27 protein-coding genes and 1 pseudogene are annotated in these 23,302 nt (G+C 67.4%); 7 read left to right on the forward strand and 21 right to left on the reverse strand.

Annotated elements, in window-relative coordinates; genetic code table 11:
- Positions 1-9 precede the first annotated feature (9 nt).
- Genes ACNSTU_RS07690 through ACNSTU_RS07700 form a run of 3 tightly spaced genes read left to right on the forward strand, consistent with a single transcriptional unit; the run spans position 10 to position 2,674 of the window.
- Complete coding sequence (locus ACNSTU_RS07690; protein WP_290630672.1) at positions 10-909, forward strand: metal ABC transporter substrate-binding protein; 900 nt, start codon at positions 10-12, stop codon at positions 907-909.
- A 5-nt stretch (positions 910-914) separates the two neighbouring features.
- Positions 915-1,733 (forward strand): metal ABC transporter ATP-binding protein, encoded by an 819-nt coding sequence (locus tag ACNSTU_RS07695; RefSeq protein WP_290630670.1) that lies wholly within the window; start codon positions 915-917, stop codon positions 1,731-1,733.
- Positions 1,734-1,738: 5 nt separating this feature from the next.
- Positions 1,739-2,674 (forward strand): metal ABC transporter permease, encoded by a 936-nt coding sequence (locus ACNSTU_RS07700; protein ID WP_290630668.1) that lies wholly within the window; start codon positions 1,739-1,741, stop codon positions 2,672-2,674.
- A 35-nt stretch (positions 2,675-2,709) separates the two neighbouring features.
- Here ACNSTU_RS07700 and ACNSTU_RS07705 read toward each other — a convergent pair whose 3' ends face one another.
- The 5 genes from ACNSTU_RS07705 to ACNSTU_RS07725 all read right to left on the reverse strand — a co-directional run bounded on the left by ACNSTU_RS07705 (position 2,710) and on the right by ACNSTU_RS07725 (position 6,807).
- Entirely contained in the window at positions 2,710-3,540 is an 831-nt protein-coding gene (locus ACNSTU_RS07705; RefSeq protein WP_290630667.1) for an ion transporter, read from the reverse strand.
- Between the two features lie 108 nt (positions 3,541-3,648).
- Complete coding sequence (locus tag ACNSTU_RS07710) at positions 3,649-4,902, reverse strand: DUF445 domain-containing protein (RefSeq protein WP_290630665.1); 1,254 nt, start codon at positions 4,900-4,902, stop codon at positions 3,649-3,651.
- Entirely contained in the window at positions 4,899-5,204 is a 306-nt protein-coding gene (locus tag ACNSTU_RS07715) for an MTH1187 family thiamine-binding protein (RefSeq protein WP_290630663.1), read from the reverse strand. The genes ACNSTU_RS07710 and ACNSTU_RS07715 overlap by 4 nt, the downstream gene beginning before the upstream one ends.
- A 38-nt stretch (positions 5,205-5,242) precedes the next feature.
- Entirely contained in the window at positions 5,243-6,037 is a 795-nt protein-coding gene (locus ACNSTU_RS07720) for a metallophosphoesterase (protein WP_290630661.1), read from the reverse strand.
- Entirely contained in the window at positions 6,037-6,807 is a 771-nt protein-coding gene (locus tag ACNSTU_RS07725; protein WP_290630659.1) for a DUF1499 domain-containing protein, read from the reverse strand. The genes ACNSTU_RS07720 and ACNSTU_RS07725 overlap by 1 nt, the downstream gene beginning before the upstream one ends.
- 39 nt (positions 6,808-6,846) lie before the next feature.
- Here ACNSTU_RS07725 and ACNSTU_RS07730 point away from each other — a divergent pair, with 39 nt between their 5' ends.
- On the forward strand, positions 6,847-7,968 hold the full coding sequence (locus tag ACNSTU_RS07730; RefSeq protein WP_418212224.1) for a lysophospholipase: 1,122 nt from the start codon (positions 6,847-6,849) through the stop codon (positions 7,966-7,968).
- 98 nt (positions 7,969-8,066) lie between these two features.
- Here ACNSTU_RS07730 and ACNSTU_RS07735 read toward each other — a convergent pair whose 3' ends face one another.
- The 16 genes and pseudogenes from ACNSTU_RS07735 to glyA all read right to left on the reverse strand — a co-directional run bounded on the left by ACNSTU_RS07735 (position 8,067) and on the right by glyA (position 19,724).
- Positions 8,067-8,270: a hypothetical protein gene (locus ACNSTU_RS07735; protein ID WP_290637067.1), complete on the reverse strand. Its 204-nt coding sequence runs from the start codon at positions 8,268-8,270 to the stop codon at positions 8,067-8,069.
- Positions 8,271-8,375: 105 nt separating this feature from the next.
- Positions 8,376-8,444, reverse strand: a pseudogene (locus ACNSTU_RS07740) (CapA family protein); the annotation flags it as partial.
- Positions 8,429-8,914 carry a CapA family protein gene (locus tag ACNSTU_RS07745; protein ID WP_290630653.1) on the reverse strand — a complete coding sequence of 162 codons (486 nt, stop codon included), beginning with the start codon at positions 8,912-8,914 and terminating at the stop codon, positions 8,429-8,431. The gene ACNSTU_RS07745 and the pseudogene ACNSTU_RS07740, both read right to left, overlap by 16 nt.
- Before the next feature lie 71 nt (positions 8,915-8,985).
- Positions 8,986-9,639 (reverse strand): dienelactone hydrolase family protein, encoded by a 654-nt coding sequence (locus tag ACNSTU_RS07750; RefSeq protein ID WP_290630651.1) that lies wholly within the window; start codon positions 9,637-9,639, stop codon positions 8,986-8,988.
- Between the two features lie 79 nt (positions 9,640-9,718).
- Complete coding sequence (locus ACNSTU_RS07755) at positions 9,719-10,153, reverse strand: NUDIX hydrolase (protein WP_290630649.1); 435 nt, start codon at positions 10,151-10,153, stop codon at positions 9,719-9,721.
- 19 nt (positions 10,154-10,172) lie between these two features.
- Positions 10,173-11,462 carry a putative PEP-binding protein gene (locus ACNSTU_RS07760; RefSeq protein ID WP_290637068.1) on the reverse strand — a complete coding sequence of 430 codons (1,290 nt, stop codon included), beginning with the start codon at positions 11,460-11,462 and terminating at the stop codon, positions 10,173-10,175.
- Between the two features lie 48 nt (positions 11,463-11,510).
- On the reverse strand, positions 11,511-12,437 hold the full coding sequence (locus ACNSTU_RS07765; RefSeq protein ID WP_290630645.1) for a hypothetical protein: 927 nt from the start codon (positions 12,435-12,437) through the stop codon (positions 11,511-11,513).
- Positions 12,438-12,938 carry a phosphatidylglycerophosphatase A gene (locus tag ACNSTU_RS07770; protein WP_290630643.1) on the reverse strand — a complete coding sequence of 167 codons (501 nt, stop codon included), beginning with the start codon at positions 12,936-12,938 and terminating at the stop codon, positions 12,438-12,440.
- On the reverse strand, positions 12,938-13,909 hold the full coding sequence (thiL, locus tag ACNSTU_RS07775) for a thiamine-phosphate kinase (protein WP_290630641.1): 972 nt from the start codon (positions 13,907-13,909) through the stop codon (positions 12,938-12,940). Before thiL ends, ACNSTU_RS07770 begins: the two co-directional genes overlap by 1 nt.
- A 39-nt stretch (positions 13,910-13,948) precedes the next feature.
- Positions 13,949-14,485: a transcription antitermination factor NusB gene (gene nusB / locus ACNSTU_RS07780; protein ID WP_290630639.1), complete on the reverse strand. Its 537-nt coding sequence runs from the start codon at positions 14,483-14,485 to the stop codon at positions 13,949-13,951.
- Between the two features lie 5 nt (positions 14,486-14,490).
- A complete protein-coding gene (ribE, locus tag ACNSTU_RS07785) occupies positions 14,491-14,958 on the reverse strand; it encodes a 6,7-dimethyl-8-ribityllumazine synthase (RefSeq protein ID WP_290630637.1) in 468 nt (155 codons plus the stop codon).
- Positions 14,959-15,000: 42 nt separating this feature from the next.
- Positions 15,001-16,116, reverse strand: a complete 1,116-nt coding sequence (gene ribBA / locus ACNSTU_RS07790) for a bifunctional 3,4-dihydroxy-2-butanone-4-phosphate synthase/GTP cyclohydrolase II (RefSeq protein ID WP_290630635.1) — start codon at positions 16,114-16,116, stop codon at positions 15,001-15,003.
- A 51-nt stretch (positions 16,117-16,167) separates the two neighbouring features.
- Complete coding sequence (locus tag ACNSTU_RS07795) at positions 16,168-16,830, reverse strand: riboflavin synthase (RefSeq protein ID WP_290630633.1); 663 nt, start codon at positions 16,828-16,830, stop codon at positions 16,168-16,170.
- A gap of 2 nt (positions 16,831-16,832) precedes the next feature.
- The gene (gene ribD / locus ACNSTU_RS07800; protein WP_290630631.1) at positions 16,833-17,966 is read right to left on the reverse strand and encodes a bifunctional diaminohydroxyphosphoribosylaminopyrimidine deaminase/5-amino-6-(5-phosphoribosylamino)uracil reductase RibD; all 1,134 of its coding nucleotides are present in this window, start codon (positions 17,964-17,966) and stop codon (positions 16,833-16,835) included.
- Between the two features lie 12 nt (positions 17,967-17,978).
- Entirely contained in the window at positions 17,979-18,449 is a 471-nt protein-coding gene (gene nrdR / locus ACNSTU_RS07805; RefSeq protein WP_290630629.1) for a transcriptional regulator NrdR, read from the reverse strand.
- Positions 18,450-18,458: 9 nt separating this feature from the next.
- Complete coding sequence (gene glyA, locus ACNSTU_RS07810; RefSeq protein ID WP_290630627.1) at positions 18,459-19,724, reverse strand: serine hydroxymethyltransferase; 1,266 nt, start codon at positions 19,722-19,724, stop codon at positions 18,459-18,461.
- Between the two features lie 370 nt (positions 19,725-20,094).
- On the opposite strand from glyA, the gene ACNSTU_RS07815 reads away from it, so the two are divergent.
- From ACNSTU_RS07815 to ettA, 3 genes are all read left to right on the forward strand, one after another.
- Positions 20,095-20,580: an ATP-dependent zinc protease gene (locus tag ACNSTU_RS07815; protein ID WP_290630625.1), complete on the forward strand. Its 486-nt coding sequence runs from the start codon at positions 20,095-20,097 to the stop codon at positions 20,578-20,580.
- Positions 20,577-21,482 carry a 30S ribosomal protein S6--L-glutamate ligase gene (gene rimK, locus ACNSTU_RS07820; protein WP_290630623.1) on the forward strand — a complete coding sequence of 302 codons (906 nt, stop codon included), beginning with the start codon at positions 20,577-20,579 and terminating at the stop codon, positions 21,480-21,482. Before ACNSTU_RS07815 ends, rimK begins: the two co-directional genes overlap by 4 nt.
- A gap of 100 nt (positions 21,483-21,582) precedes the next feature.
- Positions 21,583-23,247, forward strand: coding sequence for an energy-dependent translational throttle protein EttA (gene ettA / locus ACNSTU_RS07825; RefSeq protein ID WP_290630621.1), 1,665 nt, complete (start codon positions 21,583-21,585; stop codon positions 23,245-23,247).
- The last annotated feature ends 55 nt before the right edge of the window (positions 23,248-23,302 follow it).

Raw genomic sequence — 23,302 nt, forward strand, 5'->3', positions numbered from 1 at the left:
GGAAGAGCCATGCGTCGTCTCACCATTGCTGCGCTGTTCGGTCTGCTGCTTGTTATCCTTCCGGCGCAGGCCGCCCCTGACGAGCGCCTCAAGGTCGTTGCCACCTTCTCGATTCTCGCGGACATCACCGACCGCATCGGCGGTGACGCCATCGAGCTCACCAGCCTCACGCCGGTCGGTGCCGAAGTGCACGAATGGGAGCTGAACGCCCGCAACTTCGCGGCCCTGGAAGAGGCCGACGTGATCTTCTACAACGGCTACAACCTGGAGCAGTGGATGCGTCAGGTTCGGGCTACCATCCAGGACGGCACGCCGGTGGTCCCGGTTGCCGAAGAGAGCGGCCGGGAGACCCTGGGCATCGTCACCGGCGACCTGGAAGGGGATCCGGACCCACACCTGTGGATGGACCCACGCGCCGCCGCCGCATACGGTCAGGCCATCGCCGATGCCCTGGGCGACCGGGCCCCGGAACACGCCGACCGGTTCCAGTCGCGGGCCGACGCGTTTGCCGAGGAGATGGACGCTCTTTTCAACGAAATCGAGACCATTCTGGCCGTCATCCCCGATGATCAGCGCACGCTCATCACTAGCGAAGCGGCCTTTCTCTACTTCGCCGATGCGTTCGATTTCCACCACGATGGCATCTGGGGCACCAACTCCGAGGAGGAAGGCACCCCGCGACAGGTCGCCCGGGTGACCGACGTCATTCAGGAGCGCCAGCCGAAAGCACTATTTTGGGAGAGCACCATTTCCGACCGCCACGTGCGCAGCATCTCGGGTGACACCGGCGTCCCCTACCACGGGCCGCTGTACGTGGACTCCCTGAGCGCGGCCGACGGCGATGCACCCGATTACCCCGCCATGCTGCGCCACAACGCGCGCATGCTTGCGGACCGGCTGGCCCCCTGACTGCCATGGCCGCGAACCCCGCCCCGTATCAGTCAGCGCAGGCGGACAGCGCCGTGTCCGTATCGGGGCTGACCGCGGCCTATGACGGTGCACCGGTGCTGGACAACGTCTCCTTCGAACTGGGCGCCGGGCAGTGGCACACCGTCATCGGCCCGAACGGCTCGGGCAAGACCACGCTGCTGACCATCCTGGCCGGTTCCCTGACACCGGTGCGCGGGGACGTGAAGCTCTTCGGTGGCGACCCGGAGGCGTGCCGGCGGCGCAGTGAAGTGGCCTACATGCCGCAGCACGAGAACCTAGAGTGGGATTTCCCCATCTCCGTGTGGGATACGGTCATGACCGGTCGCTACGGGCACATGCGCCGGGACGCCCTGTGGCGCCGGTTCCTGCCCGCGCGGCTGAGTGCCGACCGGCACCGGGAGATCTGTGCACGCGCCCTGGCCGAGGTGCGCATGGATCACCTGGCCAGACGCCCCATCGGACAGCTCTCGGGGGGTCAGAAAAAGCGCGTCCTGCTGGCGCGCATGCTCACCCAGGAGGCACCACTGGTGCTGCTGGACGAGCCCCTGGTGGGACTGGACAAGGACAGTCGCCGCCTGATTCTGGACGTGCTGCGCCGCCAGCGCGAACGCGGACAGACCATCGTGATGGTCACCCACGATCTGGTGAACACCATGAAGTACGCGGACCAGGTGCTGCTGCTGAACCGCTCGGTGATCGATATCGGCCCGCCGGCGGAGATGCTGCGCGACGACATGCTCACACGCACCGCGGCGCCCAACTGGCTGACGCAGACGCCTGCCGCTGACGAGGAGGACGCCTGAGCGCCATGGTGGAGGGATTCGATGCGTTCAGCCGTAACGTGGTGGACGTCCTGCTGGGCGGGCTGATGGGCGTGGTGGGCCTGCTGCCCGAGAGCATCGCCGAGCCGTTCCAGTACGCGTTCATGCAGCGCGCCCTGCTCACCGCCATCGTGGTGGGCGCGACCTGCGGGCTGCTGTCGTGCTTCATCGTGCTCAAGCGGTGGTCACTGCTCGGCGACGCCATCTCCCACGCCGTCCTGCCCGGCGTCGCCATCGCCTACCTGGTGGGGTGGCCCTTTTTCATCGGCGCGTTCATAACCGGCGCGCTCACGTCTCTCGGAATCGGCGCCATCGAGCGGCACACGCGCCTGAAGGCGGACGCGGCCATGGGCGTGATGTTCACCGCGGCGTTCGCCATCGGCGTGGTCATCATCAGCCAGATCGCCTCCAGCACGCACCTGATGCACATCCTGTTCGGCAACGTCCTGGGGGTCCAGCCCGCGGCGCTGCTGCTGACCATCATCGCGGGCCTGATCGCCGTGGCGGCGGTGGCTCTGTTCTACAAGGAGCTGCTGCTCTACACCTTCGACCCCGTCCAGACGCGGGCGCTCGGCTTCCACTCCGGCCGCATCCACTACGGCCTGATCCTGCTGCTGACGCTGACCATCGTGGCGAGCCTGGAGACGGTGGGCATCATCCTCGTGGTGGCGATGCTGGCCACCCCGGGCGCCACCGCTCACCTGCTCACCGACCGCCTGCCGGTGATGCTCGCCATCGCCATCGGTGTGGGCGTGTTCTCGGCGATCATCGGCCTGTACCTGGCCTACTACTTCAATCTCGCCTCCGGCGGCAGCATCGTGGTGGTAGCCTCGACGCTGTTCCTGCTGGCGCTGGTATTCTCACCACGCCACGGACTGCTGCGGCGCTGGTTCCGGGACGCGGCGATCCGCCGGGCCCACTGACCCCGCCGCGGTCAGCGCTTCCCCATGGGAATTGGTCAGCGCCTCCCCAGCCGGTTCTCCAGCCGCTCTACCTTTTCGTGCAACTCCTCGATCAGGCGGAGCATCCGCTCACGCTCCTCGTGCGCCTTGGCCTCGGTCTGCTGATGCTTGGCGTCCGCCTCTTCCATGTGCCGCTCCTGCATGGTGTTGACGATGATACCGATGAAGAGGTTGAGCACCGTGAACGCCGACAGCAGGATGAAGACCACGAAATAGAGCCACGCCAGCGGGTAGACCGCCATCACCGGCCGGGCGATCTCTTCGGACCAGCTCTCCAGGGTCATCACCTGGAACAGCGAGAACAGCGTCAGCCCCAGGTGGCCGAAGTCCTCGGGGAAGCTCTCCCCGAACAGCTTGGTGCCCATGACGCCGAAGATGTAGAACACCAGCCCCAGCAGAAAAGCGATCCAGCCAATGCTCGGGATCGCTTTCAGCAGCGACTCCACGATCATGCGCAGCCGCCCCACCTTGGCCACCAGCCTCAGCACGCGGAGGATGCGCAGGGCACGCAGCACCGAGAACGGCCCGGAGTCGGGAAGCAGCGAGATGGCGACGATGACGAAGTCGAAGACGTTCCAGCCTTCCCGGAAAAACCGGTAGTCGAAGGCGAACAGCTTCAGCCCGATCTCGATGACGAACACCGTCAGCACCGCCCGCTCGATGATGAGCAGCGGGCCCGCCGCGTAGTGCTGCACGATCTCGAACGTCTCCAGCCCCAGCGTGATGGCATTGAAGCAGATCAGGACGATGATGAAGTTCTGAACGGGGCGGCTTTCCACCCACTGCCCGACGCGCTGGCGCAGCCCCGGCGTTGATGTGTACTCCATTGCGAACCTCTCGCTCGAAATCGGTCAGCCGCTGGCGGGATACGAACGAGCCGGGGCTCGCGGATCGTGGTTCACCGTGGCGCGGCGACGCTTTGTGTCAGGGATCGGTCAGAAACCGAACAGGGCACCGGTGACCAGAAACAGCGCCATGCCCACCAGCGCGCCGACCAGTGTGCCGTTGATCCGTATGAACTGCAGATCACGCCCCACTGCCAGCTCCAGCCGGTCCACCAGGCTGTCCGTGGGCCAGTCGCGAACCACATCCGCGATGAAGGTGCCAATACTGTCCCGGAAAGGCAGCACCAGCTCCCGCAGCAGCGCTTCCAGCCGTTCGTCCAGGCGGGCACGCGCTTCGGGATCGGCCTGCAGGGTATCACCAAACCGCTGCAGGCTGCCCACCAGCGACTGCCGGAACCCGCTGTCCCCCGCGGTCACGCCGTCCAGCAGCGCCTGCCGCAGGTCACCCCAGAGCTGCTCCATCAGCCCCTGCAACTCCTCGCTGGCGAGAATGGCGTCGCGTATGCCGTCCAGTCGTTCGCGCACGGAGCCGGAGGTGCGCATCTGACCGATCAGGTCGTGGACGGTGCGATCGAAATCCTGGCGCACGGGATGGTCGTGCTGGGCGAGCTCACCCAGCCACTCCTCCACGCCTTCCATGATGGCATCGGCGAGGCGCTGGTCGAACCGCCGCGGCACCCACCAGCGGCTGCGCGCACTGACCTGGGCGCGGATGGTCTCGCGATTGCGATTGAGCAGGCCCCGGGCGAGATGCAGGGAACGATCGAACAGCCGCTGGTGGTCCCGGCTTTCCAGGAACAGCTCCAGCAACCGCGCAACGACAGGCACCAGATCCAGTCGACGGACGTGTCCGGCCAGGGCGTCACGGTAGAAGCCGCGGACCTCCTGATCCTCGAAGGCGTTGATGATGTCCGGCGCCAGCACCAGCAACCGATCGGCGACCAGGTCCGCGTTCTCCGGGCGGGCGAGCCAGCGTCCGAGATGCAGCGACGGATCGGCCGAACGCAGCCGCGCCATCACCACGTCCTGATCCAGGAAGTTCCGCGACACGAAACGGCCCAGACCGCGCCCCAGCCGCTCCTTGTTGCGTGGCAGAATGGCGGTATGTGGAATGGGCAACCCAAGTGGCCGCCGGAACAGTGCGGTGACCGCGAACCAGTCGGCGATACCGCCGATCAGGCCCGCTTCCGCCCCCGCACGCACCAGCAGCACCCACTGGTCCGGCTGCTCCACAAACTGGGTGCCGAAGTAGACGCCGGCCGCCCCGACCAGGGACGCTGTGGCCACGCGGCGATGCCGCCGCAGGACATCCCGCTGCACGGTGTCGTCTTCGGTGGCCGTCATTCGCCGGCCCGGTGCCTCTGGACGCTGGCGACCTTGTCGCCCAGGCTCTGCTCCCTGTCGGTGCGCGTGCCGACCTTGAGGCTGGTGAACAGCCGCGGCGCGCCCATGGCGTGGAGCCGTTCATGACAGCGCCTGACGGCCGCGAACACGGTATCCCACTCGCCCTCGATGTTGGTGCCGTAGGCGTGCAGCTCGACGGCGAGTCCGGCCGCCTCCAGCTCCTCCTGGCAGGCGGCGATGTACGCCCCCAGCGACGGATCGGTGCCGATCGGGATGACACACAGTTCTACATGCACATGCATGGCGGAACCCTCCGAATCACGCGCGACTTCCCGGGCGGTCACGCGCCGTTGATCTCGATCACCCGTGTCGGGTCGAACGGTGCGCCCGGCACGGTCTCGTCCGGATAGCCGCGCTGGTTGCTCAATACGTGCACGCCGCAATGGTAGAGGTCCACGTTGGCGTGTGTATGCCCATAGATCCAGGCGGTGGGCGCGCCTTCCGCCAACAGCGGATGCAGATCGCTGACGAAGGCCGTGGCGATCTCGTTCAGGCCATACTCGGGGTGGGCGCAGTCCAGCAGCGGCGCGGCATGGGTCACCACCACAGTCGGCTGCGCGGTCTCCGACGTCAGCTCCTCGTAGAGCCAGGCGCGGGTCTGCCGGTGGCAGACGCGGGTCATCTCCGGGGTCAGCGGGTCGTCTTCGCCGTTGACCTGGATGCGCTGGTAGTCGGGCATGTACTGCCCCACCGCCGGCATGACCCGCGAGGGCGGAAACCGGCCGTCGCCGGCAAAGTCCGTCCACAGGGTCGCCCCCAGAAAGCGCACCCCGCCGAGGGTGACGGCATCCCGCTCGAGAACCTGGACCCCGGTCCCCTGCGCCTCGTCGCGCAGCGCGTCCAGCAGATCCGGGTAGTGGTTGCCGTAGAATTCGTGATTGCCCGCCACGTAGATGCACGGGATATCCAGTACCCGCGACTGCTCGGCCGCCCAGCGCAGCCCCTCGGTGCCATTGTCGATATCGCCGGCAAGGACCAGCACATCCGCCCCCACATCAGGCAGCCCCGGCGGCTCCTCACCGGAGTAATGGCGCACCACTTCGTTGTGGAGATCGCTGACCACCTGAATCCGCATCAGTCGTCTCCCGCAAAGCGGGCATCCAGCGCCGCGAGATACTCGCGAATACGCTCGGCGTTCGCGCCCAGATCACCACGGCCAATGCGCGATGCGGAACGCACATCCACGGTGACCGCGTCATCCCCCTCCCGCAACCGGACGACCACGTCGTCCTGGAAGCCGAACCAGGCGGTGGTCGCCACTGCCTCGATGCGGCCGTCATCGCGGTCGGCCGCCTCGATGCGCCACTGCATCACCCGGGCGGCCTCCTCGGCGGCGTCGAACACCGCACCCATGGACGCGTTATAGCGGCGCGACTCCAGGTCCGGGTAAGCCTCACGCTGCTGCGCGATGACGTCTTCGCCCGGATGCTCGACGGCGTTGGGCGCGGCTTCCCGGGCGTCCACCAGGACCACGAATGCCGGCACGTCGTCGGTGTCGGTGGTGATGTCGTGAATGGGTGGCGCCGTGTCGGCCCGGTGCTGAATGGTGAGATGCCCCGACGCGGCGCCAAGCCCGAACACCAGCGCCACGAGCCCGACCAGCGCGCGCGTCCGGTTGCGGGCCACCAGCGCGGCGAGGATCACGGCAAAGCCGCAGACCGCCGCGGCAAGCCCGATCCAGGCGCCGTACTCGATCATGGTAAACGCCGTGCCCACGCCCACCCAGCCGAGCTGGTACCAGGGCCCCGCCAGCAGCACCACCAGCCCCGCGACCACCCCCAGCGCCACACCGACGCCGGCGACGGCGCGCTGCCGGGGACCGCCTTCATGTTTACCGAACACCATTACTCTCCCATTGCGCACTGTCCGCACAGGATACCCGGAATGCGAACTGCAACACACGGGGCGCCAGCGTCACCGGACTGGAAAAAAGAAAGCATCTCGGGTATCAACAGAGTGATGGCTCTGACGATCCCCGCCCCACCTCCGCTGCTGCCCTTCCCGGCCTGGCTCAGTTGCCTGCTGCTGGCCGTGACGGTCGTGATGCTGGCGGGCTGCGGGCCGCGGGTGCAGGAGTCGGAACCCCCCACCAACCCGCCGCGCCTGGACCCCGGCGTGGCCACGATGCCGGACGGGCAACGTCTGCCCATGAGCCGCTGGAGCGCCCAGGGCGGCGACCCGGAGGCGGTGATTCTCGGTGTCCACGGGTTCAACGACTACCGCCGGGCATGGGCAGTGCTGGGGCAGGACCTACGCGAGCGCGGTATCTCCGTGTACGCCTACGATCAGCGCGGCTTCGGCGCCACGGAACAGCGCGGCGTCTGGGCGGGCACAGATGTCATGACCTCGGACCTGGCGATACTCTCCGCGCTCCTGCGCGAGCAGTACCCCGAGACGCCGCTGTATATTGCCGGCGAGAGCATGGGTGGCGCGGTGACGCTGGTCACCCACGCCCGGCACCCGGATCTGGATATCGACGGCACCATTCTGCTTGCACCGGCGGTGTGGAACCGGGGCAGCATGCCCTGGTACCAGCGCTTCGGGCTGTGGGCGGCATCGTGGGTGGCGCCGGAACGCAAGCTCACGGGCAGCGGGCTGGAGGTGCGACCATCCGACAACCGCGAGATGCTGCGCGCCCTGGGCCGCGATCCGTTGATCCAGCGCGGTGCCCGGGTTGACGCTCTGAGCGGCCTCGCCAACCTGATGGACCACGCCCAGTCCGCGATTCCCGACTACCGCGGCCGCACGCTGGTGCTCTACGGCGAGAAGGACCAGATCATTCCGCGACGCCCGACCTGCGAGATGTTCCGCCGCCTGCCCAACCCGGACCAGTGGCGCGCCGCCCTCTACGGCGAGGGATACCACATGCTCACCCGCGACCTGCAGGGCACCGTGGTGCGTGCGGATATCGGTGACTGGGCGCTGAATCCGGAGGGCACGCTCTCCTCGGGCGAGGAAGCGCTCATGGATGGGCGCCTGGGCGATTTCTGCGGTTACCGGACTTGAGAGAACGCCCATATGGCCTCCGGCTGCAAGGTGACCGGTGATACTCCGCGCCCCGGCTCCGATCCGGGAAAGGGGGCCGGGGCTGCTTGTGGCTGGCGTTACTCGGCGGTTATGCGCAGGTTTCCCTCTCCGTCACGCCGGAGGCGCGGGCTGTCAGCGAGACGATTCCGGTTGAGCATGTCCTGGAGCCCGTGTGTCTCTTCCTCCCCGGCCCGTTGCAGGCGCAGGCGCGTGCGGCGTAGTGGCGTGATCCAGAGCGCCTGCAGCCGTTCACTGACCGGCAGAAACCTGCAGAAGTACATGGGGGCGAGGTCGGGGAGAAAGGATTCGTAGCCGCCGATGCCTTCATAGTCGTTGATGAAATCGCCACAGCCGTACAGGATGGGGCGCCCACGGTAGATCTCGATGGGGCGTGGGTGATGGGCCGAGTGACCGTGGATGACATCGGCCCCGCAATCGATCAGGTAGCGGGCGATATCACGGTGGGCGACCGGGACGTGATGCCTAGCGAATCAAGGACCTGGCACGTCTCCGCGAGACCAGGGTAGCCCCAGTCCAGTACGTGATTGTTGGCCAGCGTGCAGCAGTGGATGCCGCCGGCCTGCAGGCAGGTGGCGTTATCCGGGTGCATACGGTAGTGGATGCCCTTCCCCGGCCACGGGTGCGCATGCCGCGTGATGCTGGTCTCCAGGTTGACGATGCGCAGATCCGGCGCAACCCGGCCGAGTTCCTCCAGGGCATCACCCCAGATATAGCCAGGGGCCACGGGCTTCGGGATGGAGCCGTTGGCACGCTCCGCCAGCCTGACATAGTCGCGGGCATCCCGGACGTGGCCCTCGTAGAGCTCCGGCGAGCAGGGTCGGGGCAGGATCTGATCGATACCGCGCCCGGTCATGACATCGCCTGCGAGGAAGAGAGTGACAGGTGTATCGGCCGCGGTCGACACGGATTGCGGGACCTCCTCCCGGACCGGACCGCTCCCGGCGCGACGCATCCGTGACTGTCAGCCTTCGCGCCTCAAAGGAACCGGGTAAACCAGTCGCGGGCCAGTTGGGCGACGACTTCGAGCTTGCCCGGCTCTTCGAACAGGTGGCTGGCTCCGGGTACGATCTCGAGCCGATTCTCACAGCGCAGCTCCCGGGCGGCTTCGCGGTTCATCTCGATGACCGGGCTGTCATTGCCACCCACGATCAGTAAGGTCGGTGCGAGCACCCGGTCCAGAACCGGCGCCGCCAGATCCGGACGGCCACCGCGAGCGACCAGGGCACTTACCGCCTCCGGGCGCTCCGCCGCCGCAATCAAGGTTGCCGCAGCACCGGTGCTGGCCCCGAACAGGCCGATACGGAGGGTACAGGTGTCGTTGTGCATGCTGACCCAGTCCACCGTTCGGACGAGACGCAAACCCAGCCGCGGGATATCGAAGCGGTACTCACGGGTGCGCTCGTCCCGCCAGTGTTCCTCGGCGGTAAGCAAGTCAAAAAGTAGCGTGGCGAGGCCCGCCCGGTTGAAGGTCTGAGCGACATGGCGGTTCCTGGCACTGAACCGGCTGCTGCCGCTGCCGTGGGCAAACACCACGATCCCGGTGGCACCGGCGGGACAGGACAGTACCCCGGGGAGTACGGCGTCCCCCACGTCGATTTCGTACTCGCGGTCGGTGATTGACGGCTGCATGGTTACTAACCTTTCAGCAAGCAAAGACCAAAGACGGGGACTCCATACCGTCTGAACCATGCACATGGAGTTCTGCTCGTCAGCCGCCACGCAGGGGGGCTACCTCGCCGGTGCGCAGCCAGCAGCGATAATCCTCCAGAATCATGGCGTGATCAAAGACAAGCGGCCCGGGGGCGCCAACGTCGACGACGTGCACTGCCGCGGCGTCATCATCGGCCACCGGGTCGCCCCGCGCATCGGCGATGTAGACACAGCTCACCGTATGCCCACGCGGATCCCGGTCCGGATGCGAATAGACCCCGAGCAGACACACCAGCCGCACGACCAGCCCCGTCTCCTCCAGGGCTTCGCGGCACGCGGCGGATTCCACGGCCTCGCCCGGGTCCACGAAGCCCCCGGGCAACGCCCGGCCCCGCGGTGGATTGGCCCGTTCGATGAGCACGATGCGGCAGGGATCGCCGTCGAGACGGATAATGCAGTCGGCGGCGAGCGGCGGTGTCTGGGGGCGTCCCATCAGGCTCTCCCGTCGCACATCAGATTCGGCTCCAGGGCATCTCCGGCCGCGCATCGGCCTCCAGCCCCAGCAGCGCGTGGACCGCATCGGAGTCCGGGGCCTCGCACACCGATGCTGCCCGGCCCTGCGCTTCGGCCGTATCGGTCTCCTGCACCACCCGCGCCAGGGTGGGAATCAGCCGCGGCGCCATGGAGAACCGCCGGTACCCGAGCCCGATCAGCAGCGGCAGCACACCGGGCAGCTGCTGCAGCAAGCCGCAGAGCTGGACGCGCTGGCAATCGGCACCCGCCTGCCCGGCGATGATGCGCAGAAACCGCAACAGTGGCGGCGAATACGGATCCAGGTAGCCGGCAACCTCCGGGATGTCCCGGTCCGCTCCGAACAGGCACTGCATCAGATCGTTGCAGCCGATGGAGACCAGATCCGCCCGCTCGCGCCACTCCGGCATGGCCAGCGCCGCAGCCGGCGTCTCTGCCATGATCCCGACGGGGACCGTCTCGGGCAGCCAGGCTCCCAGTTCCTGTCGCCAGTGGCCGAACTCCTCGGGGCTCGCCACGTAGGGAATCAGGACGCGCAGATCATACCGGCTGGCCAGCTCGGCAATGGCTGCCACCTGGGCACGCACGACACTGCGCACGGGCTCCACGGCGAACAGCCGCGATCCCTGCATGCCGAGCAGCCCGGCCATGCCGGCCATTTCCCCGAGCCAGGGCGGGCGCTTGTCCACGGAGATATCAAGGAGCCGGAAGGTCACGGGCAGATCGCCGGCCGCCGCACAGATCTCGCCCAGTGCCTCCCGATAGAAGGCGACATCGGGCGGGCGGCCGTGGGGCGGCGTGAGGTACTCAGTGCGGACCATACCGATTCCCGCCGCCCCCACCGATACGGCCTCGCGGGCACCCTCTGCGCCGGTGATGCTGCCGCGCAGTTCGATGGGCACGCCGTCGGCGGTGTGGACCGGTGACCCCGCCCGCAGGCCCGGCACCCGGCCATCACCATCCGTGCCCCCGGCGGCGGCGCTGTGCAACTGGCCACTGCCACCGTCCAGGTGGATGGTCTCGCCCGTCTCCAGTTCGGCGGCCTGGCGACGGCCGAGGACCACCGTGGGGATACCGTAGCTCTGGAGCTGTGTCATGGGGTGCGACAGGGGCGCGCCACCGATGACGATCAGCCCCGCCGGCCGGGCGCGGAACGTCTCCAGCTCGGCGTAATCGATCAACAGGACATGGCGGACATCAGCGGCGTGCGTGTCGGTGCTGAGCGCCCCCTCGGCGACCCCGGGGACGAATGGCATGGCTTGTATGAACATGTCCGCAGTCTACGGAATCGGCGTGACCCGCGTCACCTCCGTCATCGCTCAGTCGATGGCGGTGAGTGTCCCTTCCGCATCCGGAGACACGGCGGTATAACGCAGTTCGGGCCCGAGCCGCTGCAACGCGGCGGGCGGATCCACCAGAAACCGCTCACCCAGCAGAACCAGATTCACCGGGTCGCCCGGCGCAATGCGCAGGTGCAACAGACCGGGTTCGCGGAAGAACGCACGCAGGGCGTCCATGCCGGCATCAAGGCGGGGATCGTCCCACTCCGCCACCGCCCATTCGAGCTCCCCGAGCACGTTGGCGCTCAGAGTCGGGCCGGTCATTCCCTGCTCCCGCGCCAGCCGGTCGATGAGGCTGTGGAGCAGGCCGGTGTCCCGCCAGCGGCCATCGAACTCCAGCAGCTCCAGCCCGGACGCGGGACCGTCGTAGGGGTGATCCAGCAAGCCGCGATCCCCCAGCAGGAAGCGGCCGCGCACCTCGATGGCATCCCCGCTGTGCAACGCCACCGCCAGGCTGTCGATCTCCAGCCGGCGGCTGTCCGGCTGGAACGTCATGGCCAGCGCGATATCGCCGACCACCGGGCCATTGAGGGCATTCTCCACCGCCTCCAGTGTCTGCGGCCACCCGCCCCGCTCCCAGTGCACGTCGTGAAGGCGCAGGTCCAGTGACTCGGGCAGAACCGTGCCGCCGCTGTAGTTGGCGATGCTGACACGGCGGACACGGACATCGGGAAACAGCCCCGTGCCCTCGAGGCGCAGATCGTGAACCGCCGCTGTCCGGTCGAAGGGATTGACGGTAACGGCCGCATAGCTGCCATCGAGGTAGGCGGGCAGATCGTCGAGCAGGCGATCCACGGCCGCTGCGACCCGGTTCTCCAGGTACCGCTGCCCGCCAAACAGCGCGACACCGACCAGCACCCCGACCAGGACCACAACCACCAGTGCGCGTACCGCCCGTCCCAGCATTCAGGCCCCTGCGACCCGCACAATCACCTGCAGGCAGACCGCCGCGTACAGGCCGGCCAGTATGTCGTCCACCATGATGCCGAAGCCACCACCCACGCGCCGGTCCAGCCAGCCGATGGGCCAGGGCTTGAGCACATCGAAGACGCGAAACAGCAAAAAGCCGAGCAGTACCCAGACGAGACCGACCGGAGCCGCGATCATGGTCACGAGAAACCCGGCCACTTCATCCCAGACGATGGCCGGATGGTCGTGCACACCGAAATCCCGTGCCGCACGGTCGCAGATCCAGATGCCGGCGACGATGACCGCCAGGGTCGCCAGCAGGTAGCCCCACAGGGGCAGCGGCAGCAGCAACGCATAGACCGGCAGCCCCGCAAGGGTGCCGACGGTACCCGGCGCTTTCGGCGCCAGCCCGGTACCGAAGCCAAGGGCCAGGAAATGAACGGGATTGCTCAGGCGGGCGCGGCCGCGCAGGGATGGGGCGCCATCGGATTCCGCCATCAGGTGGCCTCCGGGAAATGGCTGTAACCAGGGGTCTCCAGCGACACGGGTGTCCGGTCCGAGCGCATCAGCCGCAGGCCCGGCTCGGGCTGCACGTGGCCGATGCGCGTCAGCGCCACGCCCAGACGGCTGGCGATGGCGTCCAGCTCGTGCAGCCGCGAGCGCGGCACGGTAAAGCACAGTTCGTAGTCGTCCCCGCCGGTGAGCGCCGCCTGCCACTGGCGCTCGCGACCGCCGAAGCGCAACCCCGGCTCGGACAGCGGCACCCGGTCCACATCCAGCGTGGCACCAAGATTGTCGGCGACGAGCAGATGGCCAAGATCCGCAGCAAGCCCGTCGGAGACATCCACGGCCGCGGTGGCGCGCCCGCGCAGGGCCTGCCCCAGGCTGACCCGGGGCGTGGGCCGGTGCAGCCGGTCCAGCAGGTAGGCCACGTCGGGATCATCCCGGTCCGCCCTGCCCCGCCACAGCGACAGGCCCAGGGCCGCATCGCCCAGAGTGCCGCTGACCACTACGGCGTCACCGGGGCGCGCTCCCCGGCGCCGCAGCGCGGTGCCCGCAGGCACGAACCCGACCACCTGGATGGTGATGTTGAGCGGGCCCCTGGCGGTATCCCCACCCACGAGGCGCATCTGATGATAGGTCGCGACGCGCGCGAGCCCGCGCGAGAACTGCCGCAGCCAGTGGTCGTCTGCCTCCGGGAGCGTAAGTGCCAACTGGAACCAGGCGGGCTGGGCCCCCATGGCGGCGAGATCGCTGAGATTCACGGCGAGGGCCTTCTCGCCGATGGCATCGGCGGGGGCGTCCACGGGGAAGTGAACGCCGTTGACCAGGCAGTCGGTGGCCATCACCAGCGAGTGGCCGGCCGGCGGCTGGAGCACGGCGCCATCGTCGCCGACGCCCACCAGAACGTCCTGACGCCGCGAGCCGACGTCGCTGAAGTAGGTGCGGATCAGGTCGAATTCCGTCATGCCGTCTCCCGTCCTGCCGGAGCGCCGCGTCCGCGGGGTTCAGCGCCGGCCGCGCGGGCGTTCGATTTCCGCGGCACGCATGGTCTGGCCGCGGGCGACCTTGTCCAGCACGCCGTTGATGTACTTGTGGCTCGCCTCTGCGCCAAAGCACTTGGCAAGCTCCACGGCCTCGTTGATGACCACCCGGTACGGAATGTCGAGACGCTCGTTGAGCTCGTAGGCGCCCATCCGCAGCACCAGGCGCTCCACCGGATCAAGACTGGCCATGGCGCGATCGAGATGCGGCGTGATCTGGGCGTCCCACTCCTCCATGCGCTCCAGTACACCATGCAACAGTTCGCGGAACAGCTCCAGATCGGTATCCGCCATGTCCAGGGCTTCTTCCAGCTCCCGGTCCGGCTCCACGGCGGGCGGCCGCTCCGGTGGTGGCTGGTCGTCCTCGGCCGGAAGGAACTGCCCCTCGATATCACGGGCACTCTGCCCCGTGAGCTGCCACTGGTAAAGGGCCTGCAGTGCCCGTTGCCGCGCCGCACGGCGCTGGCGATTGTCGTTCTGCCTGTTTCGCGTTCTCGCCATGGCGTTCAGCTATCGAGCCTCCGCAGCAGGCTGACCATCTCCATGGCGGACATGGCCGCTTCGGCCCCTTTGTTGCCGGCCTTGGTACCAGCCCGCTCGATGGCCTGCTCGATGGAATCGACGGTGAGCACGCCGAAGGCAACGGGCAGGTCGCGGCTGGTCGCGATCTGCCCGAGCCCCTTGCTGCATTCGCCGGCGACATAGTCGAAATGGGGCGTCCCACCACGGATGACGGCGCCCAGGGCGATGACCGCATCGTACTTGCCGGACGCGGCGACCCTGTCGGCCACCAGTGGCAATTCCCAGGCTCCCGGCGCACGCACTACGGTCAGGTGGTCTTCACCGACGCCGTGGCGCTTGAGTGCGTCCAGCGCACCGCCCAGCAGGCTGTCCACCACGAAGGCGTTGAACCGGCCCACGATAATGGCGTACTGGCCGTCAACGGACGTGAAATCACCCTCGATTGTCTTCATTGCACCTGTTTCCACGTTTCTGGATTGCAGTCGGCCCCGCGCTTACTCCGGGTCCACGTATTCAACCACTTCCATGCCGAAGCCCGATAGCGCATGCATGCGCTTGGGCGCGCTGAGTACCCGCATGCGCCGCACGCCCAGATCGGACAGGATCTGGGCGCCCTTGCCGTAGGTGCGGAGGTCGCCGCTGGACTGGGCCGTGGGGTCGTCATCCGGCCGCTCCGCCTGACGGTGATATTCGTGCATGCGCTTGAGCAGCGCGGAGTCGTCCTCGTTGCCCCGCAGGACCACCACGACGCCCTCGCCAGCATCGGCCACCTGCCGCAGTGCCGCCCGCAACGGCCAGCCGCAGAGGGGGCCGGTGCTGGCGAACATGTCCGAGAGGGTATTCTGCAGATGCACGCGCACCAGCGTTGGCGCGTCCGGATCGGGGCGCCCTTTGACCAGGGCGAAATGCAGGGCGTCGTCGACGTTGTCCTGATAGGCGTAGAGATGGAACGGCCCGAACTCGGTGGGCAGTTCGCAGTCGGCGACCCGCTCCACAGTACGCTCGTTGCGCACGCGGTAGGCGATCAGGTCGGCCACGGTGCCGATCTTGAGACCGTGCTCGCGCGCGAAGGCGATCAGGTCGTCGCGCCGCGCCATGGTGCCGTCCTCGTTGAGGATCTCCACGATCACCGACGAAGGCTCGAAGCCCGCCATGCGCGCCAGATCACAGCCCGCCTCCGTATGCCCGGCCCGGGTCAGCACGCCACCGGGCTGTGCCATCAGCGGGAAGATGTGACCGGGCTGGGTGATGTCCTCCGGCCTGGCGTGGGGCGCCACGGCCGCCTGAACGGTGCGCGCCCGGTCGGCGGCGGAAATGCCGGTGGTCACGCCGGTGCTGGCCTCGATGGAGACGGTGAAGTTGGTGCTCTGCGCCTCGTCCGTGCCACCGACCATGAGCGGCAGACGAAGCTGCGCGCAGCGGTCGCGGGTCAGGGTCATGCAGACCAGCCCCCGGCCGTAGCGGGCCATGAAGTTGATGTCCTCCGGGCGGACCATGCTGGACGCCATGACCAGGTCGCCTTCATTCTCCCGGTCCTCGTCATCCATGATGACGACCATCCGGCCCTGGCTCAGGTCCTCGATGATCTCCTCAACACTGTTCATGGCCATGGTGTTCGTCCTGTTGCTGCGGGGCCCTGCTGGCGGCGCCACCGGTGGGGTTCAGTCGGCGCGAAAACCGTTCCGGGCAAGAAACTCGCGGGTAATGCCGGCACTTCCGGGTTCGGCCGCCCCGTCGCCGAGCATCAGGCGCTCCAGATAACGGGCAATAACATCCACTTCCAGATTCACCGACTGGCCGGGACGATACCCGCCGAAGCGGGTGGCGTCCATCGTGTGCGGCACGATATTGACATCGAAACAGGCGCCATCTACGCCGTTCACCGTCAGGCTGACGCCGTCGATGCAGATCGAGCCCTTCTCGGCAATGTAGCGCGCCAGCCGATCCGGAGCGCGGAACGTGAACCGCCAGGAGCGGCCGTCCTGCCGCCGTTCCACGACGGTGCCGAGGCCATCCACGTGACCGCTGACCAGATGCCCGCCGAGCGGTGTGGACGGCGTCAGCGCCTTTTCCAGGTTGACCCGGCTGCCCGTATCCAGGGCTCCGAGGCTGGTCCGGTCCAGGGACTCCACGGACACATCCGCGCCGAATCCGTCACCGGGCAGCTCGATGGCGGTCAGGCACACACCGTTGACGGCGATGCTGTCGCCAATGGCCACGTCGTCGAGCGGCAGCTCCCCGGTGCGAATGCGCAGGCGCGCGTCGTCACCGCGCCGCTCCAGGGCGGCCACCTCGCCTACGGCCTGAATGATCCCGGTAAACATGGTTAACCCTCCTGACCTGATTCCGGTCGCGCCAGAATGCGGACGTCATCGCCGAGCTGGCGGACGTCCAGTAGCCGTAACGGCAACCGCTGGGCCATGCGCTCCAGCCCCGGCAGATGCAGCAGCGGCCGCCCTTCGTGCCCCATGAGATGGGGCGCCTGGTACAGGATCAGCTCATCCACCAGCGTCGCCGCGACGAAGGCGCCGACCAGCGTTGGCCCGGCCTCCACCAGTACTTCGTTGATCTGTCGGCGGCCAAGGGCACGCAGCACCGCATCCAGATCCAGACCATGGGGGCCGGACGGCACTTTTTCCACTTCGGCGCCGGCCGCCTCCAGGGCGGCGCGGTGCCGGCCGTTGTCGCACGCCGTGAGAATCAGCACCGGCCCTGGCTGACGCAGTATGGCCGCATCCGCCGGCATCTGCAGCCGGCTGTCCAGCACCACGCGCAGCGGCGGCGGCACATCGGCGGCGTCCGGCACGTCCCGGACGGTCATGGCCGGATCGTCGGCGACCACGGTGCCACGGCCGGTCACCACGGCACAGGAGCGGGCCCGCCACCGGTGCACATCGGCGCGCGCCGCGCTGCCGGTGATCCAGCGGCTCTCGCCGGAGGCCATGGCGGTGCGCCCGTCCAGGCTTGCGGCCAGCTTGGCCCGCACCCAGGGGCGACCCTGAGTCATGCGACGCATGAAACCGGCGTTCAGGTCCACTGCCTCGGCCTCGGCGATGCCTTCGGTGACCTGAATGCCGGCCTCGCGCAGACGCACGAGACCGGCCCCGGCCACGGCCGGATTCGGATCACGTGTGGCGATCACGACACGGCTGACGCCGGCGGCGATCAGAGCATCCACACAGGGCGGAGTACGGCCGTGGTGGGAGCACGGCTCCAGTGTCACGTAGGCGGTGGCCCCGCGCGCCGCTTCACCGGCTGCCCGCAGCGCGTTGACTTCGGCATGGGCTTCGCCGGCGCGGGCGTGCCAGCCCTCGCCCACGTTCTCGCCCTCGCGCACGATCACGCAACCGACCCGGGGGTTGGGGCGTGTCGTCCACAGACCAAGCCGGGCAAGCTGCAGGGCGCGGGCCATCCAGCGATGGTCACTGGTGGAGCGATGGTCGATCGTCGGCGGGGTCATCGGCAGGTGTCGCTAGTCTGAAGCGGACGGGGGCGTCTCTTCCAGGCCCTCGATGACTTCACGGAAGGCGCTCACGTCCTCGAAGCTGCGGTAGACCGATGCAAACCGCACGAACGCGACCTTGTCGAGTTCCCGAAGCTCTTCCATGACCCAGTGCCCGAGCTCCCGGGTAGGAATCTCCCGTTCACCCTGGGCGCGGATATTGCGAATAATCCGGTGGATGGACGCCTCGATGCGATCCGTATCCACGGGGCGCTTCTCCAGTGCCCGGAGCATGCCGGTGCGAAGCTTGTCCTCGTCGAACGGCTCTCGGGTGCCATCCTGCTTCACCATCCGCGGCATCAGCAGCTCCGCGGTCTCGAACGTGGTGAAGCGCTCGCCGCACTGCCCGCACTCCCGACGACGGCGCACCTGGTCGCCCTCCCGCGCGAGGCGGGAGTCGACGACCCGGGTGTCCTGAGCCTGGCAGTACGGGCAGCGCATGCGCGTCGGTCAGCCCTGGTTCGCCTGGTAGACCGGCTTGCGGCGGCAGATCTCGATCACCTGATCACGCACGCGGCCAATCACCGACTGATCCGAGATGTTGTCCAGCACATCGCAGATCCAGTGGGCGAGCTGACTGGCATCCTCGGTGTCGAAGCCGCGGGTGGTGATCGCCGGCGTGCCGATCCGCAGGCCGGAGGTCACGAACGGCGACTGGGGATCGTTGGGCACAGTGTTCTTGTTCACCGTGATGTGGGCCTCGCCGAGCGCGGCGTCCGCGTCCTTGCCGGTCAGCCCCTTGTCCACCAGATCGATCAGAAACAGGTGGTTGTCGGTGCCGCCGGAGACCACGTTGTAGCCGCGCTCCTGCACCGTCTTGGCCATGGCGCGGGCATTGTCCACCACGCGCTGCTGGTAGGCGTTGAAGTCGGGGCCCAACGCTTCCTTGAACGCCACGGCCTTGGCGGCGATCACGTGCATCAACGGGCCGCCCTGGGTGCCCGGGAAGATCAGCGACTGGAACTTCTTGGTGATCTCCGGGTTGTCGCGGGCGACGATCAGGCCGCCGCGCGGGCCGCGCAGGGTCTTGTGCGTGGTGGTGGTGCAGGCGTCGGCGTAGGGCACCGGGTTCGGGTAGACGCCGGCGGCGATCAGGCCGGAGACGTGGGCCATGTCCACCACCAGGTAGGCGCCCACCTTGTCCGCGATCTCGCGGAAGCGGGCCCAGTCCACCACACGGGAGTAAGCGGAGAAGCCGGCCACGATGATCTTCGGCTTGTGCTCCTGGGCGAGCTCATCCACCTGCTTGTAGTCGATCTCGCCGGTCTCCGGATCCAGCCCGTACTGCACGGCGTTGAAGATCTTGCCGGAGAAGTTGACCTTGGCGCCGTGGGTGAGGTGACCGCCGTGGTCCAGGCTCATGCCGAGAATGGTGTCGCCGGGCGAGGCCAGCGCCAGATACACGGCGGCATTGGCCTGGGAGCCGCTGTGCGGCTGGACGTTGGCATAGTCGGCGCCGAACAGCTGCTTGGCGCGCTCGATGGCCAGGCGCTCGGCTTCGTCGACGAATTCGCAGCCGCCATAGTAGCGCTTGCCGGGATAGCCTTCGGCGTACTTGTTGGTCAGGACACTGCCCTGGGCTTCCATGACCAGCGGGCTCGCATAGTTCTCGGACGCGATGAGCTCGATGTGCTCTTCCTGCCGGCGCGTTTCCTTCTGAATGGAATCCCAGAGTTCGGGATCAAAGCTGGCGATGTTCAGGTCGCTGTTGAACATGCGGCTCCCTCGATGTTGTCAAAGAGAAATGACGTGATCCAGGTACCAGGCACCGGGGATCACGGCCACCGGAAGCGGCCCGGACCCGCGGACGCTGTGACTCGAATGACGCGATCCGTCGGCGGCGCTGATGCGCCCGCACGACGAGCCGAGGGGCCCGGATGCTGCTCCGGAGAAGCGTATCAGTCTAACGGATTCGGGCTGTATCTGCACGGACGGGCGGTTAGTCACGAACGACACCGCCCCCCGGCCGCAGCCTCCACGACATCCCCAACCGCTGTGCCCGAGGCTTGCCTCGCGCCGGTGAATCCTCTACAAGGGCCGAGAACCCGGGCATCGAGCCACACCCACCGCCACCTGACGGAGCGGCATGCGCAAACAGACACCCAACCTGATGGCCGGCTGGCGGGAATGGGCCGCCCTTCCGGATCTGCAGATCCCCGCCATCAAGGTCAAGGTGGACACCGGCGCCCTCAGTTCGGCGCTGCACGCCATTCACATCGAGCATTTCTCCGAGGACGGCCGGGCGCGCGTGCGTTTCCGGATCCATCCGTTTCAGCGTCGCAGTCAGCCCACCATAGCCTGTACGGCAGACCTGGTCGGTGAGCGCCTGGTTACCAGTTCCAGCGGTCACCGGGAACGCCGCCCGGTCATCCGCACCCGCCTCATGCTGGCCGGTCAGGCCTGGCCCATCGATCTGACCTTGACCAACCGCGATAGCATGGGGTTTCGTATGCTGCTTGGCCGGCGGGCGATGCGCCGCCGGCTCGTCGTCAATCCATCCGCTTCCTTTATCTGCGGTCCGCCCGACGGGGCGAACCCGCAGCCCGACACACGGAGTAGCGCCGCTCGATGAACATCGTCATCCTCTCGCGCAACCGCAAGCTCTACTCCACCCGGCGTCTGGTCGAAGCCGGGGAAGCTCGCGAGCATACGGTCCGCGTGGTGGACCCGCTGCGGTGCTACATGAACATCAGTTCCCACAAGCCGGAGATCCACTACAAGGGCGAGGTGCTGGAAATGCCGGACGCGGTGATCCCGCGGATCGGCGCCTCGATCACCTTCTACGGCACGGCCGTGGTGCGCCAGTTCGAGATGATGGGCGTGTTCCCGCTGAACGAGTCCGTGGCCATCAGCCGCTCCCGGGACAAGCTGCGCTCCCTGCAACTGCTCTCGCGGCGCGGCATCGGCCTGCCGGTGACGGGGTTCGGCTACTCGCCGGACGACAACCAGGACCTGATCAACCTGGTGGGCGGAGCGCCGCTGGTGGTCAAGCTACTGGAGGGCACTCAGGGCCGCGGCGTGGTGCTCGCCGAGACCAACAAGGCAGCGGAGAGCGTCATCGACGCCTTCCGCGGCCTCAAGGCGTATTTCATGACGCAGGAGTACATCCGCGAGGCCAACGGCGCCGACATTCGCTGTTTCGTGGTCGGCGACAAGATCGTGGGCAGCATGATCCGCCAGGCGCAGGAGGGCGAATTCCGCTCCAACGTGCACCGGGGCGGCTCGGTACGGCCCATCCGCATCACGCCGGAAGAACGCTCCACCGCGGTACGGGCGGCCAAGATCATGGGACTGAACACCGCCGGTGTGGACATCATGCGGTCCAATCACGGCCCGGTGGTGCTGGAGGTCAACTCCTCCCCGGGGCTGGAGGGTATCGAGCGGGCCACCGGCAAGGACATTGCCACCCATGTAATCCAGTTCCTGGAGAAGCGCGGCCGCAAAGGCAAGACCGGCACCCGCGGCAAGGGGTGAAGATGGGTCCTCCGGCTCATTCATTGGCAGGGACTGGCCAGCGAACGCGCGACAGGTAGAATGTTGCATCATTTCACGGAACAGCAGGTTTAACTGACCAATGGCGCAGTACATCTACACCATGAACCGGGTGGGAAAGATCGTCCCGCCCAAACGCGAAATCCTCAAGGATATCTCGCTGTCGTTCTTCCCGGGCGCCAAGATCGGCGTCCTCGGCCTCAACGGCTCCGGCAAGTCCACCCTGCTCAGGATCATGGCCGGCGTGGAGAAGGAGTTCGAAGGCGAGGCGCGGCCACAGCCGGGCATCAACATCGGCTACCTGCCCCAGGAGCCGCAGCTGGATCCGGAGAAGGACGTGCGCGGCAACGTCGAGGAAGGGGTTGCCGAGATCAAGAACCTGCTGGACGAGTTCAACGCCGTGTCCGCCGAAATGGCCGACCCCGACGCGGACTTCGAAGCCCTCATGGAGAAACAGGGCAAACTCCAGGACCGCATCGACGCCGCCAACGCCTGGGATCTGGAGCGCCAGCTGGAGCAGGCCGCCGACGCCCTGCGTCTGCCGCCCTGGGACGCCGATGTCTCGAAGATCTCCGGTGGTGAGCGCCGCCGCGTAGCCCTGTGCCGGCTGCTGCTCTCCGCGCCGGACATGCTGCTGCTGGACGAGCCCACCAACCACCTGGACGCCGAATCCGTGGCCTGGCTGGAGCGCTTCCTGGACGAGTTCCCGGGCACCGTGGTGGCAGTCACTCACGATCGCTACTTCCTGGACAACGTCGCCGGCTGGATCCTGGAGCTGGACCGCGGCCAGGGCATTCCCTGGCAGGGCAACTACTCCTCCTGGCTGGAGCAGAAGGAGCAGCGCCTGCAGCAGGAGAAGAAACAGCAGGCCGCCCACGACCGCGCCGTGAAGTCGGAGCTGGAGTGGGTGCGCACCAACCCCAAGGGCCGCCAGGCCAAGAACAAGGCGCGTCTGCAGCGCTTCGACGAGCTCCAGTCGAAGGAGTTCCAGAAGCGCAACGAGACCCAGGAGCTCTACATCCCACCGGGTCCGCGCCTGGGCGACAAGGTCATCGAGTTCGACGGCGTCAGCAAGGCGTTCGACCATGAGCTGCTGTACGAAGACCTGACCTTCAACCTGCCTCCGGGCGGCATCGTCGGCGTGATCGGCCCCAACGGCGCCGGCAAGACGACGCTGTTCCGCATGATCAACGGGCAGGAGACGCCGGACTCCGGCGAGATCCGCATCGGCGACACCGTGGACCTGGCCTACGTGGATCAGTCCCGGGACAGCCTGGATGACAGCAAGACCGTGTGGGAGGAGATCTCCAACGGCCAGGACATCATCCAGGTCGGCAACTACGAGGTGAACTCACGCGCCTACGTGGGGCGGTTCAACTTCAAGGGCACGGAGCAGCAGAAGCGCATCGGCGAGCTCTCCGGCGGTGAGCGCAACCGCGTGCACCTGGCAAAGCTGCTCCAGAGCGGTGGCAACGTGCTGCTGCTGGACGAACCCACCAACGATCTGGATGTGGAGACACTCCGGGCGCTGGAGGAGGCCCTGCTGACCTTCCCCGGCTGTGCCGTAGTCATCTCCCACGACCGCTGGTTCCTGGACCGCATCAGCACCCACATCCTGGCTTTCGAGGGTGACAGCCAGGTGACGTTCGTGGAAGGGAACTACCAGGACTACGAGGAAGACCGCAAGAAGCGTCTGGGCGACGACGCCATGACGCCGCATCGCATCAAGTACAAGCGGCTGGCGTAACGGAATAACGGGGTGGTGGATGGTGGTGGACCTGAAGGTCCACCCTACGCCATCC

The sequence above is a fragment of the Aquisalimonas sp. APHAB1-3 genome, from assembly GCF_048323695.1.
Lineage (GTDB): Bacteria > Pseudomonadota > Gammaproteobacteria > Nitrococcales > Aquisalimonadaceae > Aquisalimonas.

Bases quoted from the DNA above. Each gene is read 5' to 3' on its own strand.
- ACNSTU_RS07690 (WP_290630672.1), top strand. From the start codon at position 10: ATGCGTCGTCTCACCATTGCTGCGCTGTTCGGTCTGCTGCTTGTTATC.
- ACNSTU_RS07695 (WP_290630670.1), top strand. From the start codon at position 915: ATGGCCGCGAACCCCGCCCCGTATCAGTCAGCGCAGGCGGACAGCGCC.
- ACNSTU_RS07700 (WP_290630668.1), top strand. From the start codon at position 1,739: ATGGTGGAGGGATTCGATGCGTTCAGCCGTAACGTGGTGGACGTCCTG.
- ACNSTU_RS07705 (WP_290630667.1), bottom strand. From the start codon at position 3,540: ATGGAGTACACATCAACGCCGGGGCTGCGCCAGCGCGTCGGGCAGTGG.
- ACNSTU_RS07710 (WP_290630665.1), bottom strand. From the start codon at position 4,902: ATGACGGCCACCGAAGACGACACCGTGCAGCGGGATGTCCTGCGGCGG.
- ACNSTU_RS07715 (WP_290630663.1), bottom strand. From the start codon at position 5,204: ATGCATGTGCATGTAGAACTGTGTGTCATCCCGATCGGCACCGATCCG.
- ACNSTU_RS07720 (WP_290630661.1), bottom strand. From the start codon at position 6,037: ATGCGGATTCAGGTGGTCAGCGATCTCCACAACGAAGTGGTGCGCCAT.
- ACNSTU_RS07725 (WP_290630659.1), bottom strand. From the start codon at position 6,807: ATGGTGTTCGGTAAACATGAAGGCGGTCCCCGGCAGCGCGCCGTCGCC.
- ACNSTU_RS07730 (WP_418212224.1), top strand. From the start codon at position 6,847: ATGCGAACTGCAACACACGGGGCGCCAGCGTCACCGGACTGGAAAAAA.
- ACNSTU_RS07735 (WP_290637067.1), bottom strand. From the start codon at position 8,270: ATGTACTTCTGCAGGTTTCTGCCGGTCAGTGAACGGCTGCAGGCGCTC.
- ACNSTU_RS07750 (WP_290630651.1), bottom strand. From the start codon at position 9,639: ATGCAGCCGTCAATCACCGACCGCGAGTACGAAATCGACGTGGGGGAC.
- ACNSTU_RS07755 (WP_290630649.1), bottom strand. From the start codon at position 10,153: ATGGGACGCCCCCAGACACCGCCGCTCGCCGCCGACTGCATTATCCGT.
- ACNSTU_RS07760 (WP_290637068.1), bottom strand. From the start codon at position 11,462: ATGTTCATACAAGCCATGCCATTCGTCCCCGGGGTCGCCGAGGGGGCG.
- ACNSTU_RS07765 (WP_290630645.1), bottom strand. From the start codon at position 12,437: ATGCTGGGACGGGCGGTACGCGCACTGGTGGTTGTGGTCCTGGTCGGG.
- ACNSTU_RS07770 (WP_290630643.1), bottom strand. From the start codon at position 12,938: ATGGCGGAATCCGATGGCGCCCCATCCCTGCGCGGCCGCGCCCGCCTG.
- thiL (WP_290630641.1), bottom strand. From the start codon at position 13,909: ATGACGGAATTCGACCTGATCCGCACCTACTTCAGCGACGTCGGCTCG.
- nusB (WP_290630639.1), bottom strand. From the start codon at position 14,485: ATGGCGAGAACGCGAAACAGGCAGAACGACAATCGCCAGCGCCGTGCG.
- ribE (WP_290630637.1), bottom strand. From the start codon at position 14,958: ATGAAGACAATCGAGGGTGATTTCACGTCCGTTGACGGCCAGTACGCC.
- ribBA (WP_290630635.1), bottom strand. From the start codon at position 16,116: ATGGCCATGAACAGTGTTGAGGAGATCATCGAGGACCTGAGCCAGGGC.
- ACNSTU_RS07795 (WP_290630633.1), bottom strand. From the start codon at position 16,830: ATGTTTACCGGGATCATTCAGGCCGTAGGCGAGGTGGCCGCCCTGGAG.
- ribD (WP_290630631.1), bottom strand. From the start codon at position 17,966: ATGACCCCGCCGACGATCGACCATCGCTCCACCAGTGACCATCGCTGG.
- nrdR (WP_290630629.1), bottom strand. From the start codon at position 18,449: ATGCGCTGCCCGTACTGCCAGGCTCAGGACACCCGGGTCGTCGACTCC.
- glyA (WP_290630627.1), bottom strand. From the start codon at position 19,724: ATGTTCAACAGCGACCTGAACATCGCCAGCTTTGATCCCGAACTCTGG.
- ACNSTU_RS07815 (WP_290630625.1), top strand. From the start codon at position 20,095: ATGCGCAAACAGACACCCAACCTGATGGCCGGCTGGCGGGAATGGGCC.
- rimK (WP_290630623.1), top strand. From the start codon at position 20,577: ATGAACATCGTCATCCTCTCGCGCAACCGCAAGCTCTACTCCACCCGG.
- ettA (WP_290630621.1), top strand. From the start codon at position 21,583: ATGGCGCAGTACATCTACACCATGAACCGGGTGGGAAAGATCGTCCCG.